The organism is Dryocola baronae, from assembly GCF_051297175.1.
Taxonomy (GTDB): domain Bacteria; phylum Pseudomonadota; class Gammaproteobacteria; order Enterobacterales; family Enterobacteriaceae; genus Dryocola.
Window position 1 is genome coordinate 4,416,176 of sequence record NZ_JBINNY010000001.1, and the last position, 17,620, is coordinate 4,433,795.

Below are 17,620 nucleotides of genomic sequence, written 5' to 3' on the forward strand. Positions count from 1 at the left end.
ATTTGTATTGTAAGAGAGCAAAATTTGCACCACGACGGTGACTCACGCGGCGAGCCAAAATGAAAATCAAATTAAATCAATTAGATATTTTGTTAGAGGTTGCCGCTCAGGGCAGCATCGGTAAAGCCGCGAAGGCGCTAAACCTGACCCAGCCGGCCATTTCGAAAACCATTCAGGAGATGGAGGCGGAAATCGGCATGCCGATTCTGCAACGCTCGTCACGCGGCGTGACCTTAAACGAGTATGGCCAGGTGCTGCTGCGCCACGCGCGCGATATCGACCGCTCGCTGCACCAGGCGCGTGACGAAATCGACCACCTGCTCGGCAAGGCCATGCGCCAGCTGCGCGTCGGCTTTACCGCCGCCGCCTCGTATGGGCCATTCACACAGACAATGATTCAGTACCAGGCGCGCTTCCCCGGCGTGAAGCTGGTTGCGATGGAAGGCCGCCCGCAGCAAATGCGCGACGCCCTCGAAAACCAGCGGCTGGATTTGGCGGTGATTACCGCCGCCAGCGGCACCAGCCTGTCGGGGATGTATTACGAGGTGCTGTATGCGCTCAGCAACACGGTCATTGCCGGGGAGCGGCACCCGATCACGCACACCACAACGCTGAAAAACCTGATGAGCTACCCGTGGCTCGACTGGGATGAACCGGGCGAGCATTCGATTCTGACGCAGGTTTTTCGCCGCTATAACCTGCCGCTGCCGGAAAATATCGTCCACTGTTCGTCGCCGTGGATCATGGCGCGCATGATGGAACAGGCGGATATGGTCAGCCTGTGGACCTCGGTGCGCCTGCGTTTTCCGGGCTATAACGTCAACCTGCGCCCGCTCGCGCTGCGCGAAGTGCTGCCCGCCACCAGCATTGGCATTTTGTGCCCTAATATTGGCCGCCTCTCCACCGCCGGGCACGCCTTTATGGAAATGCTAAGGATAAATTCACGCGACTGGCTACAGGATAGCGATGCCCTGGAAATGGTGGTGCGAGGTTAATAATTTTAATAAAAATAAGACCGCAAATAACAATTTCGATCTATTTTTGAGCAGCCAGGAAAGCACCTGGCGATAAGTCATCCGCGACGAGTTATGAATTAAGTCGGCAGATATTCATTAGCCGAAGGATTTTTACTATGCTCTTTTTACGGTTTATTTTACAAAGAGGGTTTTATGCTTACTGTTGCCATCAGGGAAAGAAACAGCCATTTCGCTCACGGGTTAAAAATTATTGTTGAGCGGATATGCAATCGCCGCCATGAGGCCTTCCATTTTTTAGCACCAGAGCATCACGACGTCGCTGATATGGTATTTATTTGTCTTGAAGATAACTGGGTAAGCGCCGACTGTTATAAAATCCCTCAAACCACAAAAGCCCAGCGCGTTATTCTTATCTGCCGCAGGCATGAACACGAAAAGCTGATGTTTCGCCCCTGCCTGTATATGCTGCCGGTCATTTATCGGGAGGATGAAGTCGAAGAGGTCACCCGTAAAATCGCCCATTGGTCCGAGCCAGCCCGACGCGGCAAGAACACCCGCGCCGTGCCAACAAGTGTCTGTAAGTATTGTACAACCCGCCATTTTTCGGTCACCGAACGCGAGCTGTTAAAACACATCGCCTGCGGCCATACGCTTTCCGACGCCGCCCACCTGATGAACATTGACGAAGACATGGCACGCGAGCACCGGCAGGCGATCATGAAAAAACTCAGCATCAATAATCAGCACGGCTTAATAAGATTTATAAGAGTTAATCTGCTTTTTTTACTTGAATAACTTCGCTACCACCGCCATTCCCGAACGACACCGCCATTTCTTATTTAAGAAGTTACGCCTTTTATATAATATCAACTATTAAGAAATTTCTTTAGCCAGCTTAAGCCGCGCCCAATATCCAGTTTCAGCCTTCGCTGCCAGAATAACCTGACACCGACATAATCAGAAACTGTGTTCCATTCAGTTTCTGATTAATCTCTCGCTATCATTACGCCGCCTGTCCTACGACATTCACCGTTAGCGAAAAAATGATGAAGACTTTTCATGTAACCGCTCCACTCTTTGACATACTGGCAATGGACAGGCAGCAATTTTTTATCCGCAAAGAGATACCTGACCGGTCAACCAGTGAGTGAGCATTTGCATTTAGCCGCGCGAAAAAAAAGGCCTCGGCGAATCAAGCACGATGGCCCCGTCTATCCGTGTGGCCTGGCGATTCCGACGATTTTTGACCGTCTGGAGGTTTTGCAACAGCAGATCCGCGCGGTCCGCCCGCAAAAGCCGGTGGAGATGCTGCTGGTCACCAACGACAGGTATCTTTCGCTGGCGCTCACCCAGTACCTTTTTAAGCGCACAAGAACGCTCATCTGCTCGACGCTGGAAGAGGTCGAGAGCTACTTTGAGCAGACGCCGCTTCCGCACGTGGTGATCGATCTTGATTGCATCGCCATCCCGATTATTCACGTGCTGGATACGATACGCGCATGGCACCGGGTGCGCCCCGACATAGCCTTTACCCTGCTTACCGCAAGCCGCAGCCCGGAGGCCTCATGCTTTATCGTCGCCGCGGCGACCTGCCGGGTCCTCGAACGGCGTCTTGAAATCGGGATTCTGTCATTTTTATTGATGCAACCACCTTGTTCCCCGTCACCGGCTCAGGCTAACTATACGCGGCAAAATGACGCCCTTTCCGCGCGGGAGTGGAACATTCTTATGGAGGTGGCAAAGGGCCATACGCTGAAGTCCATCGCCCAGTCATTAAAGAAGCCGTATCACTACGTGGTTTATACCCTAGGGCGGCTGTCGGCGAGGATTGGACTAAGCAGCAGGAAGGCGTTGATACATTTGTTACATGAATTATCTGTCACCTCCTCCGAGCGTAATAGCTAAGGCCGCTGACCGAGTTTCAGATGAAAGTTAGGAAATTACTTATTTTCAATATTAAAAATTTGTTAAATTAGATCATCACATTAACAGTTATAATAATTCCTGGATTGCGTTAAGCGCTTATCCTGCAACGCTTAAGCATGAAATTCGGCCGTTTTTCCCGCCCATAACCGTTAACAAACACCCTACAATCCAGAGTAAAAACTATTTTTAAATATTAAAATAAACTTTTAGACCAAATGTTTTCGTTAGTCTGGGAATATCCGCTATATCAAAAAACGCTTCTCGCGAGATTCAGAACTTAATAGGGCTTAAGCCGCCCTCTGATAACACCAGACTTTCTCTCATATAATATGAATGTATAATCACCCCAACTTATTAACCATTACTGACAGACATTTTTAACAATATTTAACGTACGAATTTTCATGACCCCTATAACTTTTTAGAATTAAAATCCCCACATGGAATCAGTAAATTTAATGGAGAAAACTACACGCCAATTGAAGAAGTCTACCGAATAACATTTCATAACTTTCGCTGCCATTGACTTTAGGTCAACGCGATGTTTTCCTCAAACAATCCGAGGCAAAAAAAATGAAACCTGCATCCGTAATTATTATGGACGAGCACCCTATTGTCCGCATGTCGATAGAAGTGCTGCTACAGAAAAATAAAGATATTAATGTCGTGCTAAAAACCGATGATGGCCGCCAGGTCATTGACTATATGCGCACTCATCCGGTCGATCTGGTGATCCTGGACATTGAGCTACCCGGCGTAGATGGCTTTACTTTGCTCAAAAGAATCAAAAGCATACAGGAAGACACTAAGATCCTGTTTCTCTCGTCAAAGTCGGAAAGATTTTACGCTGGCCGGGCCATTCAGGCCGGGGCGAACGGGTTTGTCAGTAAAAGAAAAGAGCAGGAAGACATCTACAACGCGGTGGAAATGCTGCTTTCGGGATACTCGTTTTTCCCGTCAGACACCCTGCATTTTATCAGCCAGCCTAACTCACGCAAAGGCGCAGTCGATGATATGCCGCTTTCGAACCGTGAGGTGACGGTATTACGCTATCTGGCGAACGGTTTATCAAATAAAGAAATTGCCGAACAGCTGCTGTTAAGCAACAAAACGATAAGCGCACATAAAGCAAATATATTCTCCAAGCTGCGCGTTTCATCTATCGTCGAGCTAATCGATTATGCTCGCGTCAAAGAATTATTATAAGAGCGCTCTCGGCGAGCCAAAATGAAAAAAACCGGTTGCTTTCACACCGGTTTTTTTTCATATGTTCAGAATCTTCTGATCTGGTCAGTAATAATTAATCATAAAGGTCGCATCCGCGTCGGCTTTACCGGGCTGCGGGTTATCCGCGATGGCGATGTAGTTGGCGTAGAAGCTCAGCGTCGCGTCGCCGTTGGCGTCCACCGCGACGTCCTGGCTCGCCTGGTCCAGCGGCAGCTGGGTTTTGTCTTTATCCCGCAGCTGAACCGCCACGTTGGTCGCGCTGCTGGCGTCGTTGAGCGCCAGCAGCGCCGGATTCCCCGCCACGTTCTTGCCCGAAAAGGTAATCGACGCCGATCCCGGCGGGCAGCCGTTCAGCTTCACCGTGAACGGGATGCTTTGCGTGGTGCTGCCGGCGGTGCGCAGCTGTTTGGTCGGCCAAGTGCCAAGCTGGACGGTTTTGTTGTCCTGCCCGGTTTCGACGTAGCAGGCGTAATCCACCACGGTGCCGTGCAGCTCAATGTTGATTTCCCCAAGCGGGGAGTCAGCGCTCGCCGGGCCTGCGGCCAGCGCCGCGAGCAGCGCGATGTGCCGAATTTTAGTCATAGTCCACCCGCAAATAGCCCCGCGCTAAGAACGGCCCTTCCGCCGGTTTTTTACCGGTGACGCTGACCGGCCAGGCGCGCACGCCGACCCGCGCCTGGGAAGCGTCGTCGAGCCGGAAGTTGATTTTGCTGGCAAGGTTATTCGGCGTCAGCGGCGCGCCGCTGCTGTCCGAAACGATAAAGCCGATGTCGCTGTTGTCGGAAACCATCATGTTGCCGGAGATTTTTTCCGCCTCCAGGCGCAGGGACAGATAGGCCTGCGCGTCGACGTTGGTGCATTTAATGCCAACGGTTTTGGTTAACGGCGACACGCCCGTTGGACGGTTGCCCGCCCCCGCCTGGCTGAACATTGCCGCACCGATGATCCCAAAATCAAACTCCACGATTTGGCCCGCGTTGATCTCGCAGGTTTGCGGCACCTCTACCTTGCCGCTGTAGCTGATGGTGTAGACCGGCGTGGTCAGCGGGTCGGTATTGCGCGTGGTGACGTAGACCGAGAACATCGTCTGTTTCGGGATCGGCACCATGTTAATGAAGCGGCGGGTGACCTTCAGGCGGAAGATGAGGTTGGAATCCCTGACGCCAAACGGCTTCTGCTTGGAAACGTTCGGGTGGCTGCCCATCTGGATGAAGTCGCGCGGCGGGTAAAACGCGCCCGCGTAGCTGTCGGTGATCTTCATGCCGCCGTTCAGATAATCATTTATTTTGAGGTATTTATAGCCGTCTATCGTTTCCTGAACGGGCAAGGTGGTGACGTAGCTGCGCATCGTAGTGTTGCCGCTGGTGCCCGCAGGACAGATCGCGTTGACGCCAACCCACTGCGACTTTTCCGCGAGCGTGACGATTTGCCCGACCTGGTTGTTGGAGCTGTTAAAGGTGTTCGACAGATCGTAGGAGATCTCCGTCGGCACGCCGGTTGAGTTGTAGCAAACCGTGGCAAACGCCGGGGTTGCGCAGGCCAGCAGCACGGCACCGGCCAGAGAGTTTTTCGCTTTCATCATGAGCTTCCTGAGTCGTGCCTTCGCTATGAGCAGGTGGCGGTCGCGACGACCACGGCCTGCTTCAGGCTTTCGTTTGGCAGCGTGTACGGGGCAAAACACTGGGAGCCTTTGCCGTCGCCCCACTGGATGAGCAGCTTGCCGTTGAGCGGCAGGCCGCTCAGGTAAATCTGCCCTTCGTCGCCAACCATGCTTGTCGCGCCGCTGGTTTCTTCACGCACCACCGCGCCAAACGGCACCGCGCGGTCGCCACGTTTGACGGTGATAATCGCCCGCACGCCGATGCGCGCGTTAAACGAGGCCCGCACCAGCGCGCCCTGCGTTGGCACCACGCTGCTGACGTTGTTTTCGATGTCGGTGTGGTTGTCCATGGTGTTGGTGTCCAGCGCGATGCGGTTGTAGCGGTAGACCGTGGCGTAAGGCATGACGGCGTAGCCGCGCCAGTCGGTTTTCACCCCGGTCTGGTTTTCAACGCTGACGCCGGACGCGCCCGGCGCTTTGATCAGCACGTTGGTGTCGCCCAGCGGCTGGCTGAAGGTTACGCCGTCGGCATGGCCCACGACGCCTCCGGAGGCCTGCCAGTTAAATTCATGCTGGTCGCGATCGTAGTTGTAGCCGAGGCCCAGCGTGCCGTAGGTCGCCTGCCAGTTGGCGCTCGCGCTGCCGCTGTAGCCGTTGGTGCTGGTGTGCCCCTGGGTGACGCTGTAGTTGAGGTTGCGCCCTTCGAGCAGCGTGCCGCCCACGCCGGTTTGGACGGTGTTTTTGCCGTCGGAGTTGCGGCTGGCGGCAAAGGTGGCGTAGGCGCGGTCGATGGCCCTGTCGCGCGAGTAGCCGTGGCCCAGCAGCGTGCTGAACGGCACGGAAAGGTTGAAGGCGACGATGCGATCGTTGTCCGCAAGCCCGACCGATTTGCTCCACGAGGCGGAAACCGAATAGCTGATGCCGCGCCAGCCGCTGGCGTAGCCCGCCTGATACCAGGTGTTGTCCTGGTCCGTTCCCCAGTAGGTTTGCTGGCTGCCGGAAACGTACAGCGAGCCGTAGTCGCCGAGCGACTGGGAGATGTTGACCTGGAAGCGCCCACGCTTGCTGTAGCGCAGGTTGTGGTAGCTCTGCGCCACCGGCACCTTGACGTGGCTGTCGTCCTCTTCCATTTCGTACTGGTAGCCTTCCATATTTTTGTAGGCCACCTCGTCGAGCGTGTAGAAACCGCGCGTGGAATAGCGGTAGCCGAGCAGCTGGAAGTTGGTGCCGTAGCCGCTCAGGGATTTGGCGTACAGGAAGCGCAGCGACTGACCGGTGTGCGAGCTGTCGTCGGCAAGCTTGCTGGAGGCGTGAGTGACATCCATGGAAACCGCGCCCCACTCGCCGAGGTTTTTACCCAGCCCAAGCGCCGCCGAGGTGTAGCGTTCCGCAAGCTGGGTGCCGCCGTAGGCGGTGTAGCCGTTTGGCAAACCGGCAATCAGCGTGCCCTGGGTAAAGAAGGGTTTCTCCTGCTGGCTGTTGCCGCTGCGGAAATCACCGGCCACGAGATCGTACTTAAACCGTCCTTCACGCTGTAGCAGCGGTACGGTGGAATACGGCACGGTGTACTGCTGCTGGCTGCCGTCTTTTTCTTCAAGCGTTACCTCAAGGTCACCGCTCGACGAGGTCGGGTTCAGGTCGCTAATCGCGAACGCGCCGGGCGAGACATAGCTCTGATAAATAACAAAGCCGTTCTGGCGAATGGTGATTTTGGCGTTGGTGCGGGCGATACCGCGCACCGTCGGCGCGTAGCCCTGCAGGCTGTCGGGGTACATGCTGTCCGAGGAGTAAAGGCGCGCGCCCCGGAAGCCCAGGCTGTCGAACACGTCGGAGCCGGTGTTGCTGTCGCCCATGACCAGCTCGCCCTTGAGCGGGACGATCGTGCGCTGCACGTAGGTGCTGATGTTTTTCCAGCTGTTGCTGCTGTAGCCGCTGCCGCTGGTGTAGCTCCACGCGCCGTTGTTGCGCAGCCGCCACGGGCCGTAATTCAGGCCGCTTTGCAGGCTGAGATAGTAGCTGTCGTCGTTGGAGCTGCGGTTACCGGTGAAGGAGTAGTTCAGCAGCGCCGCCGGGATGCCTTCGTCCCACTGGTCCGGCGGAATGTAGCCGCGCGCGCTGTTGAGCAGCGACGCCTGCGGCAGGCTGATGTCCAGACGCAGCCTGGCGAAATCAAAGGCCGTTTCCGAGCCAGGGATCGCCTCGGCCATCGGCACGCATTCACCGGCTTTATATTTCACCAGGTCAGGATAGGCGAGCATGTTCAGCCCGAGCCGCTTGAGCCACTCCACGTCTAAACAGGGCGTCAGGCCGCCGGAGCGGGCGCCTTCACCCGGCTCGCTTTTTGCCGCTTCGACAAACGGCAGATCTTCGGTGGCAATGAACTCATCGTTACGCCAGATATCCACGCGATATTCGCCCGGCGGCTGATGGCTGCCTTTTTCAAAACGCGACAGGTCCGCCACGGAGGCGGCATCCTCGGATAAAAAGGCGGGGTTGAAGTAGCTTTCCGCAGCACTTACCCCCGGCCAAAGCGCCGCCATCACCGTCGCCGCCAGAGGGGCGGCGTTGCGCGTAGGCTGCGTAAACGACTTTTTCATCATTTCCCTGCTTTCCTGATTGCGGCCTGCGGCATTACTTCATGACGCCAGCTTGCACCGGCGTGACCGCACCATAGTCATTTACGGTCTGGAAGGAGATTCGCCCGGATGCGCCCGCCGGTACGGCTACCTTCGCCTCGCTCTTCGGTGCGACCATGGTGTTCGGCAGCTTTTCGTTGCCGACGCTGAGATTGACCGTCGAGATGTAGTACGGCGACGGGTTATGCAGAATCAGATGGCCGCCGCTGCGTTCAAAGCGCAGCTGTTTCACCGCCTCTTCCGGCTGCATCTGGAGGTTTTTCGGACGCACGAACAGCTTGATGCGCGACAGAATGGCTATTTGCAGCACGTTGCTGCTATCAACAAGATTTTTGTCCACCGACGGAATGGCTTTGACGTTCATCCAGAAAATGGATTCGCGATCCGCAGGCAGCGGCTGGCCGACGTAAATAATGCGCAGCGTGTTTTCGCTTTTCGGCTCGCTGACGAACAGCGGCGGCGTGACGATAAAACTTTTGTCTTTTTGGCCGAGGTTGTTTTCCACCCACGAGTTCACCAGATAGCGCTCTTTCGTATCGCTATTGGTAATGGAAAGAGAGGTCTGCTTTGCGTCGGCGGGGTAAATCACGCGCGTTGCGCCAAGGCCGATGCCCCCTGCCGCCTGGGCGGAAAAAGCGGTAAATAGCAGGCATAGCACGGCGGTCACACCTGATTTAAAAAGAGTTTTCATCACGACAGTTACCATCAAAAGTGCGTTGTGAATAATTGCGGCTCAGGGATAAACCAGCGTGAACCAGACGTCTGTTTTCAGGTGTCCGGGGCTGAGGTCTTCAGTCACCGAACGGTAGCGGGCGGTAAAGCTCAGCGTCATTTCCTCGGTTTTTATCGGCGCGAAATAGCCCGGCAGGCTATTGGGAATGATGAGCTGTTGCTGGCTGTCAAAGAGGGCAAGCCCTACGCCGCTGCTGGCGTCATTGCCGTTTACGCTGGTCGCCGCGAGAAACACCTGCGGGTCTTCTACCGGGGTCGCGCCCTGAAAGGCGATACCCACATGTTCTGAAACTTCGCGAAGGCATCCGACAAGCCGGATAGCAAAAGGAATGCTGACGGGCGCATAGCTGCCCACGCCGCTAAACAGCGAACTGCGGTATTGGCCCATCTGCACGGTCATATCCTGACTTTCGCGCGCCACCGCGCACGCGCCGTTAACCAGCGTTCCCTGCATATGGACTTTGCCGCCGTCGATCACGACGACCTGCTTCGCCAGTACCGGACTTCCCGCAATCAGTATCAGGAGGAACAGGATTTTCCTTTTCATGCTCGCCTTCTCAGGATTAACGTGGAATCTGCCTCTTCCCTGAGGCATCGGTCGTCCTTGCGTCAGTCGATTACTCGTACTTCATGACGAAAGTAGCGTCAGCGTTTGCCTGACCCGCAGTTGCGGTAGCAGCCGTTGCTTTATAACGCGCGGTGAACGGCAGGGTGTTGGTGCCGTCGGTCAGGTTCTGCGCGGTAGAGAAGGTCGCGCCGTCTGGGGTCAGCACTTTAGACGCGCGGTCGAGGATTTCGATACCCACGCCTTTTGCAGTGGTGCTGTTACCGCCGGAGTTGACCGCCAGCAGAGTTGGGTCAGTCGCGTCAGCCTGGCCTGCGAAGGCAACGGCTGCGGTAGATGCAACGGTGCTGTCACAGTCGTTCAGAACGATAGTGAAAGGGATCTGCGCGGAGGTATCGCCCACTTTAGTGAAGGCAGCAGTACGGTACTGGCCCAGTTTTACGATCTGATCGGAAGACTTGGTGCTTACCGCACAGGCCGCGTTTACCAGGTCACCCTGGAAGTGCACGGTGCCGCCGTTAACGGTCACTGGAGTTGGGTCTTCCGCGTGAGCCGCGCCGCTCATCAGTACGATACCGGCAACCAGAGAAGAGGCAATTTTGCTGAATTTCATGAGTATTCCTTCAAGTATTAAACGCACATCCGGATAATGCTTCCTTCATTATTCCGTTTGAATCATCATCGGCCCGAAACAGACCCGTTGAATACTCCCCATTCCCTGCGGAGCTATTGAATGCATTTCCCAGTATTTATTAATTACGCCTCAGGGACGCACCCACCGGCCGATAAGGCAGACCAGCGCGCCGGTGTTTCCACGTAAAAAGGGTAATTAATTAAATATTAAAAGCGCCATGCGGCGACGGGAGATAAATTAAGCAAAATTTAGGTTAAGAGATAGACGCAAAATCTTTATATTTCCTAGGCGAAGGCTTATAGAAACCTAAGAAATCGCACAGCAGCGGACGGCCGCCAGGATATAAAAAACGGCTAACTCGTTATTTTTAAGGAAATAAAGCAGAATCCTGCAATCTAGGACGTTTGTTTGTTTTTTGTTAAACAATAACGATATTTGTTAATGTAGGAATAAACTCCCCTCTCCAGAAATCCGCGCGTTCGCTCAAGATTTTTCAAGGAAAAGGCTCCCAGAAAAGCGGTTAACGGTTCCTAAAATTCGCTAACAAATTTGGTCAATTTTTTGTACCTGCCACCTTCCCAAATCAATTTTCAGCTATTTGATTGACGATACAATAATGACGTAACGCAATCTTTCGGCCTTATTTAACACAAATAAAACATTTCCCAGCAAATAGTTAACATCAAACTTCCGCGAACTGACCATTTTTTGACTTTTCGTGCTGTCACTTTTTAGGCAATTACCAGCAGTTTTCTAGGAAAATTCCTGGAAGCAGGGGGTAAAAATCTTAACACTTCATCATTAACGTTCGCTCATCAAGGAATTGCCGAGCTTTTAACGGCGCTTTTTTGCTCATCTTCGCCCACACGGGCGGTCTGGCTGTCCTTAAGATTTTTCCATGAAATAGTGATTTGTTAATAATCAAAACAAAAGTTGTCACATTAGCCTGAGCTGAATAATATGGCCCCACAGCTTACAAGCAATAAAACACTTAAGGGTGTTCTGATAATATGGAACGCAGAATAACTGAAAAGCCGTTCTGCCTGAGTTGCCATTTTCATTGTGAGATAGATGACGAACCATCAATAAAAATGCGTAACTGCATGGAAAAACAATATTGCGTATGGCCTGCCGGAAATGAATATTTGAAAGCAGGAGTGATTAATTCACTTATTAATACACACTATAATTTTCTGAGCAGTGGGTTTATTTTTATTGATTTCTCACGCTACCACATCAAGCTTTTTCTCACGGATGCGTGGATCAGGCATCTGACCCGCTCAGGCCTGCGCCTGATCGTGATAGCGGACAAAACAATGGAGGCGTTGGCAGCATACTGGCATAACCATAGCCCCCAGATTGCAACGGTTATCTATGCCAATGACAGTCGGCAAATAATTGCTAAAAAGATAGAAAGTACGTTTTCAGGACGCCGTATTGATGATATTCGGCGGCGCAGGTTAACGCCTATCGAACTTAGCGTACTTAATTTATTACTTTCCGAAACCTCGATTACGGAAATCGCCGCGCGGTTAGATATTAGCGCCAAGCGCGCCTACAGCATCAAAGGCAGCATGCAGAAAAAAATGGGAGGCAGGTTAAATAGCATCATTTCAGGTTGAACGTAAATTTGATTTTTAATACGCAAAACTCCTGTAAAGGAAAACATCATTCTTTATTTTAAGGACATAACAATGAAAAAGTTAGTATTAGCTGGTTGTGCAGTAGCGGCGCTCGTTTCTTCCAACGCCATGGCCGACGTTACGGCTTCCGCAACCGCAAGCTGGGATGCAAACGCGACCAAAGACACCACCAGCGCGCTGGTTGTTACTCCGCTGAAATCGCTGAGCTTCCAGTACGCGGAAGGCATCGAAGCCTTCAACACGCAGAACGGCGCATTCGACATTACTATTCAGGGCCAGTCTGGCGCGACGGACTTCGCGCTGACCTCACAGGTGGTCAGCAATACGCTGTCCCGCAGCACTGACGCCTCAACCCTGGGCGTAGGCGTGGCGTGGAACGGTACCGCGCTGTCCAAAACGACCCCGACCACCATGATCGACACGGCGAACAGCGTTTCCGCAGGCCTCGACGCGCTGGCGGTTGCCACCGCCTACGCCGGCGCTGACCGCGTGAGCACCCAGGGTAACTTCACCTTCTCCGTGGATTCGGCTACCACCGACGGCACCACCGCCGCCGAGTTTAAAGATCTGACCGACGGCTACTGGAGCGGCGACGTGAAGGTTCAGTTCACCGCGGTGTGGACCGTTTAATTCCCCCCAAGATTTTGCAAAGCAATCTAAAGGAGGTCTTTGACCTCCTTAGATTGCTGACAAAGAAGGAAAAAGCGTGGTTTTTCCTTCTTTGTGGTTATCAGCCGAAAATCAATGAATTGATTTTCCTTGTTATTTGTTCGGTGACAAAGGTTCATATCGTGCGGGTATGAGGTTTGTCATCAGTCTCAGGAGGTCTTTGACCTCCTTTTAAGGACGCCCGATGAAATTACGCAGCCGCTTCTTTTTAATCAGCCTCATCGCCCCGTTTTATGCCCAGGCCATTAACGTCGGGGAAGTGACGTCGATGATGCCGCCGGACGCCTCGAGCCTCGCAAAGGAGATAGCCAACCCCACCGATACCGCGCGCTACGTCAGCGTGAACGTGGAGCGCATTTCTTCCCCCATGGCGGGCGGCGTAGTGATTCCGATGGAGAGCAAAGGCGAGCTGCTTTCTACCCCCGCGAGCCTGATTATGCCCGGCATGGCGCGCGAGAACTTCCGCTTCTTTTACAAAGGCCCGCAGGACGACAAAGAGCGCTATTACCGCCTCTCCTGGACGGACGAGCCGGTGACGGAATATGACGCAAGCCGGAGCGAGAAGCTGGGCCAGGCCACCACGTCCGCGGAAATCGGCACCATTCTGGTGGTCGCCCCGCGTAAAGAACGTTTTGATTTTAAGCGCCAGGGCGACACGGTAACCAATACCGGCAACGCCTCTTTCAGGGTGATTTCCTACGGTCCCTGCCGCGATAAAAGTAAAGATTTAGGTCAAGGCTGCCGCGAGCGTTATTACGTGATGCCCGGCGTCAGCGCCAAAATTAAATATACCGACCTCACGAATAAGAAAACCCGTATCGGCATCTGGCACGGCGCAGAATATATAAATGTGAATTAGAGAATAACTTATGGATAAGTTGGAATACGTTAAGGGAACATTTTTCGTCGGATTACTGTTAACCGCTCAACATGCATTTCCAGCCAGTCCGAACGCGCCCGTGCGGGTTAATAACTATGTCGTGCCTGCGGTATTTGCCAGCGCCCTGAGTCAGGGAATGACCGTGCCGGTATTTATACGCTACCAGGGCGACAGCAGCACCGACCGCAGCCGCCAGAAAATTGCCGACGCCGTGCTTTCCATCGCCGACGGCGAGTTTCAAATTAACCAGATATCCCTGAGCGACCTGCCCGAGCGCACCGAGCTGTCGCCGCAGATGAAAACGCTGCTTGCCTCGCTGAAAGAGCGGCGCTTTGGCGACGGCACCACGTTATTCCTTAATAAAGACGCCACGCTGTCTCTCGATACGCGCTCGTTTTACCTCGAGCTTGCCGTAAACCGGGAGGCGATGGCGGCGGCGATCCTGCCGCGCAGTTCGATGCTCGGCGACTCGTCGGCGGCGAACGTTTCCAACGTGCTCAACTACACCGTCGGCAGCTATTACAACCAGTACAACAATATGAACAGCGCCAGCAGCTTTATCACGCTGGATAACACGACGGCGCTGCGCGAGCACCACGTCAATCTCAACGGCTCGCTGTACGGCCTCGGCACCGGCGATCAAAACGGCGAGCTGTATCGCGCGATGTACGAACGTGATTTCCAGGGCCACCGCCTGGCGATGGGCATGGTGGATACCTGGAACCTACAGTCGATAGCCAGCATGAGCGCGCTGAACTCCAGCCGCATTTACGGCATGAGCTACGGCAACAAAAGCAGCACGCAAATCGAAGACAACACGCTTTCGCTGGTGCCGGTGACGGTATTTTTACCCGCCGCGGGCGAAGTACACGTTTCCCGCGACGGCAAGCTGCTCAGCATTCAAAACTTCTCGATGGGCAGCTACGAGGTGGATACCTCGCGCCTGCCGTTCGGGGTGTACAACGTTGACGTGCAGGTCATCGTCAACGGCCGGGTCGTTAGCTCGCGCAGCGCGCAAATCAATAAAACCTTCGCCCGGAAGTCGAGCGTCACCGGCAGCCTTTCCTGGCAGATGTTCGGCGGCATGTTGGAGTACAACAGGATGGACTATCGCCGCCATGAAAACGTCAGCTACGGGAAAACCAACACCTGGATTTCCGGCGTTGCGGCGGCCATCAGCCAGCCGTGGCTGTCGGGAGTTAACCTCAAATCGACGCTTTACGGCTTTGATAACAACGGGGTGAACGAAACCGAAGCCAACGTCGCCTTTAACGATACGCTGAGCGTTAACCAGCAGGTGCTGCTGGCGACCGACAGCAGCTGGCAAAGCATCAGCACGCTGAATCTTAACGTGCCGGGCGGCTATGGCTCGCTGTGGGGATCGCGCGAGTTCAGTTCGATCGGCAACCGCCTACCGATGCAAAAAGGGGATTTTTTCTCGCTGGGCGTGACCGCCAACCTCAATAAAATCACGCCGTGGCTCGGCACGCTTTCGGTAAGCAGAACGAATAATAAATACACCGGCAACACCTATACCAACGCCGACTACAGCCAGTCGCTGTTTGCAAACCGCTATGCGACGGTATCGCTGCGCACCGGCGTGCAGCGTTACGACTACGATAACCGCAACGGCCTGAGCGATAAGTACGTGAACCTGGATATTTCGCTGCCGCTCTCGACGTGGTTTAGCGCGGGCGTTTCCAGCGAAAGCGGCAATATGCTGGCTAACGCCACGCTGCGCAAAGGCTTCGACGATAGCGCGATTACCCAGGTGGGCGCGTCGGTGTCTAAACGCATTAAGAGCGGTGACGACAATAACCGCAGCCGGTCTGACGACTACGCGGCGAACGGCTATGTCGCCTACGACACGAAATATAACGCGGGCACCGTCGCCGTAACCCGTTCCTCCGACCACAGCTCCAACTTCAGCCTTAGCTCGCAGGGCAGCGTCGCCTGGACAAAGGACAACGTGGCGCTTGGCAAGGGCACGCAGCGATCCGGCGTGATGGTCAACACCAACTTCAGCGAGAAAGGGAAAATGATCGCCCAGATCAACGGGCGCAACTACCCGCTGACCGGCAAGAGCAACTACATCAGCCTGCCGCCCTACGCGCGCTACAAGGTGGAGCTGATGAACGACAAAAACGCCGAGGACAGCGTGGATATCGTCAGCGGGCGGAGCAGCAGCGTGGTGCTTTATCCCGGCAACGTCAGCGTGATTAACCCCGAGGTGAAGCAGCTCGTCACGGTGTTTGGCCGCCTGAAAACGCCGGCCGGCGGGATTTATGCCAACACGGCGATTCATAACCATATCGGCAAAACCAAAACCGACGAACGCGGCGAGTTCGCCATGGACGTCGATAAACGCTATCCGACGATCGCGCTGATCGACAGCCGGGGCGGCGTTTGCGAGGCGGATCTCGATCTGCACGACGCGCGCGGCGCGGTGTGGGTCGGCGATATTCAGTGCGAAGTGCAGGAACAGCTGGCCTCGCGTGCAGGAGAGGGAAATAATCATGTCTATTAACTGGAAGGCGCTGGCCTTCGGCGCGGTATGCCTGTTTGGCGCGGGTCACGCGCTCGCCGTGACGGCAACCAACAGCGGCTCGGGCAGCAATACCTATTTGTTTATCGATAACGGCGTCGATAACGAATACTTTATTACCCCCGGCTCGCTCGACCCACGCTTTTCCGGCGCGAATATCTGGACGCGCTATTCCACCAGCCAGCGCAGCCTGGCCTATATGGGTTTTGTCGGATGGGCGTACGCGAACCGCTATTTCGATATGTGGCTCACCGATTCCCCCATCAGCAGCCCGTTTGTCGGCATTCGCTGCATGACCAACGGCAGCACCTGCCCTTCGACCGGCTATATCGCGGCGGACATCACCGACGGCGAAGGCTTCTACCACGCGCGCTCCGGCAGCAGCGTGTATAACGGCAGCTACGGCTTCGCCTCGTTCGGCCCCGCCGCCTTCGAATACTTCCGCAACCAGTCCGTCGGGGCCAGCGATGCCTTTACGCTGAACATTTGCTACACCACCACCGACTACGACTACGCCTCCGGCGCGCGCTGCAAAGACCTGCCGAGCGGCGCAAACTGGCGCTACTACACCATGACGCTCACCAAGGTCGGCCATCTAAATTTACGCAGCACCGGCTCGCTGTCCGAAATCTGGATTGCCAGCGACGGCACGCCGAGCGTCAATAGCGGCAACGATCTGTGCCAGGTCGGCGTCGCCAACAATACCTCCGGCATGATCTGCAAGATGGTGTCCTATTCGCTTCAGCAGACCCAGCGCGTCACGGCCTCGCTGAATTTCAAAATGGTGGTGGACACGGCGGCGCTGGGCTTTACGCCTGCCGCAGCGGAAGTCATGTACAGCGGCGACGCCGCAAGCTGGACGCGCTACAGTTCGAGCACCACCTACACCAACGTCTTCACCCCCGGCGGCGAGTACGTTTACGTCTTCCTCTCCAACGCGTTCTTCAAAAAGGTGCTGACCTCCGGCAAAGATTTGACCAACAAAGACTCGCTGTTCACCTTCAACTTCGACAACGCGGTGACGCCCGAGTCCGGCTTCTATCAGTTCACCGCCTCCAGCCAGCTGAACATCATTCCTAAGGAATACGGCATCAGCATCGTTTCCACCGACGGCAGCTCGCGCCCGAGCAGCTCGGGCAAAATCGGCGACGAAAACCCGATTGAGTTTGAATACCGGGTGACGACGTCCGCCTCGCGCCAGGCCGACAGCATTACCGCCCAGGTCGTCGGCGACAGCACGACGCTTGCCGGGGTTCCGTACTGCCTGTTCACCTCCACCGACGGCGCGCTGAGCGTGCCTATTCCGGCGTACCTTTCGTATACCTCGCAGGCCGGGGCCGTGGTTAAAAAGCGCAATAGCTGCGGCGAAAGCCCGATAGAGATGACGGACGCCAACTGGGTGCAGACGGCGTGGAACGCGGCGGTGGACGACGGCTTTTTCTTTACCACCAACCTGAAGCTGCAGTTCCCGATGAACGATTCCCGCTCGCAGTTCACCACCAGCGGCGTGGACTGGATTGGCAACGTGAGCGCCAGCGGCGAGGTGAAGGTCACCGCGACCTGGATTGGCGTGGACAGATAAAGGA

15 protein-coding genes are annotated in these 17,620 nt (G+C 54.9%); 9 read left to right on the forward strand and 6 right to left on the reverse strand.

Translation table 11 applies throughout. The features are described from left to right. Window positions 1-59 precede the first annotated feature (59 nt). From ACSPHG_RS20850 to fimZ, 4 genes are all read left to right on the forward strand, one after another. A complete protein-coding gene (locus ACSPHG_RS20850; protein ID WP_435955397.1) occupies window positions 60-995 on the forward strand; it encodes a LysR family transcriptional regulator in 936 nt (311 codons plus the stop codon). A 174-nt stretch (window positions 996-1,169) separates the two neighbouring features. After that, window positions 1,170-1,772, forward strand: a complete 603-nt coding sequence (gene fimW / locus ACSPHG_RS20855; protein WP_435955399.1) for a fimbria biosynthesis transcriptional regulator FimW — start codon at window positions 1,170-1,172, stop codon at window positions 1,770-1,772. 348 nt (window positions 1,773-2,120) lie between these two features. Beyond that, a complete protein-coding gene (locus tag ACSPHG_RS20860) occupies window positions 2,121-2,882 on the forward strand; it encodes a helix-turn-helix transcriptional regulator (protein WP_435955400.1) in 762 nt (253 codons plus the stop codon). A 594-nt stretch (window positions 2,883-3,476) separates the two neighbouring features. Further along, window positions 3,477-4,109 (forward strand): fimbria biosynthesis transcriptional regulator FimZ, encoded by a 633-nt coding sequence (gene fimZ, locus ACSPHG_RS20865; RefSeq protein ID WP_435955401.1) that lies wholly within the window; start codon window positions 3,477-3,479, stop codon window positions 4,107-4,109. A gap of 84 nt (window positions 4,110-4,193) precedes the next feature. Here the strand turns inward: fimZ and sfmF are convergent, their stop codons facing one another. From sfmF to fimA, 6 genes are all read right to left on the reverse strand, one after another. After that, a complete protein-coding gene (sfmF, locus tag ACSPHG_RS20870; protein WP_435955402.1) occupies window positions 4,194-4,712 on the reverse strand; it encodes a fimbria assembly protein in 519 nt (172 codons plus the stop codon). Next, window positions 4,705-5,709, reverse strand: coding sequence for a type 1 fimbria D-mannose specific adhesin FimH (fimH, locus tag ACSPHG_RS20875; protein WP_435955403.1), 1,005 nt, complete (start codon window positions 5,707-5,709; stop codon window positions 4,705-4,707). The genes sfmF and fimH overlap by 8 nt, the downstream gene beginning before the upstream one ends. Window positions 5,710-5,735: 26 nt before the next feature. Then, on the reverse strand, window positions 5,736-8,330 hold the full coding sequence (locus ACSPHG_RS20880; RefSeq protein WP_435955405.1) for a fimbrial biogenesis usher protein: 2,595 nt from the start codon (window positions 8,328-8,330) through the stop codon (window positions 5,736-5,738). 31 nt (window positions 8,331-8,361) lie between these two features. Beyond that, window positions 8,362-9,057, reverse strand: coding sequence for a type 1 fimbria chaperone FimC (gene fimC, locus ACSPHG_RS20885; RefSeq protein ID WP_435955406.1), 696 nt, complete (start codon window positions 9,055-9,057; stop codon window positions 8,362-8,364). Between the two features lie 42 nt (window positions 9,058-9,099). Continuing rightward, complete coding sequence (fimI, locus tag ACSPHG_RS20890; RefSeq protein WP_435955407.1) at window positions 9,100-9,645, reverse strand: type 1 fimbrial protein subunit FimI; 546 nt, start codon at window positions 9,643-9,645, stop codon at window positions 9,100-9,102. A gap of 70 nt (window positions 9,646-9,715) precedes the next feature. Further along, on the reverse strand, window positions 9,716-10,276 hold the full coding sequence (gene fimA, locus ACSPHG_RS20895) for a type 1 fimbrial major subunit FimA (RefSeq protein WP_435955408.1): 561 nt from the start codon (window positions 10,274-10,276) through the stop codon (window positions 9,716-9,718). A 1,031-nt stretch (window positions 10,277-11,307) separates the two neighbouring features. On the opposite strand from fimA, the gene ACSPHG_RS20900 reads away from it, so the two are divergent. The 5 genes from ACSPHG_RS20900 to ACSPHG_RS20920 all read left to right on the forward strand — a co-directional run bounded on the left by ACSPHG_RS20900 (window position 11,308) and on the right by ACSPHG_RS20920 (window position 17,616). Then, window positions 11,308-11,919: a helix-turn-helix transcriptional regulator gene (locus ACSPHG_RS20900; RefSeq protein ID WP_494516573.1), complete on the forward strand. Its 612-nt coding sequence runs from the start codon at window positions 11,308-11,310 to the stop codon at window positions 11,917-11,919. 72 nt (window positions 11,920-11,991) lie between these two features. Beyond that, window positions 11,992-12,570 carry a common pilus major fimbrillin subunit EcpA gene (gene ecpA / locus ACSPHG_RS20905; protein WP_435955410.1) on the forward strand — a complete coding sequence of 193 codons (579 nt, stop codon included), beginning with the start codon at window positions 11,992-11,994 and terminating at the stop codon, window positions 12,568-12,570. A gap of 223 nt (window positions 12,571-12,793) precedes the next feature. Next, window positions 12,794-13,468: an EcpB family pilus assembly chaperone gene (locus ACSPHG_RS20910; RefSeq protein WP_435955411.1), complete on the forward strand. Its 675-nt coding sequence runs from the start codon at window positions 12,794-12,796 to the stop codon at window positions 13,466-13,468. A gap of 10 nt (window positions 13,469-13,478) precedes the next feature. Beyond that, complete coding sequence (locus ACSPHG_RS20915) at window positions 13,479-16,016, forward strand: TcfC E-set like domain-containing protein (RefSeq protein WP_435955412.1); 2,538 nt, start codon at window positions 13,479-13,481, stop codon at window positions 16,014-16,016. Then, on the forward strand, window positions 16,006-17,616 hold the full coding sequence (locus tag ACSPHG_RS20920; protein ID WP_435955413.1) for a fimbrial adhesin EcpD family protein: 1,611 nt from the start codon (window positions 16,006-16,008) through the stop codon (window positions 17,614-17,616). Before ACSPHG_RS20915 ends, ACSPHG_RS20920 begins: the two co-directional genes overlap by 11 nt. The last annotated feature ends 4 nt before the right edge of the window (window positions 17,617-17,620 follow it).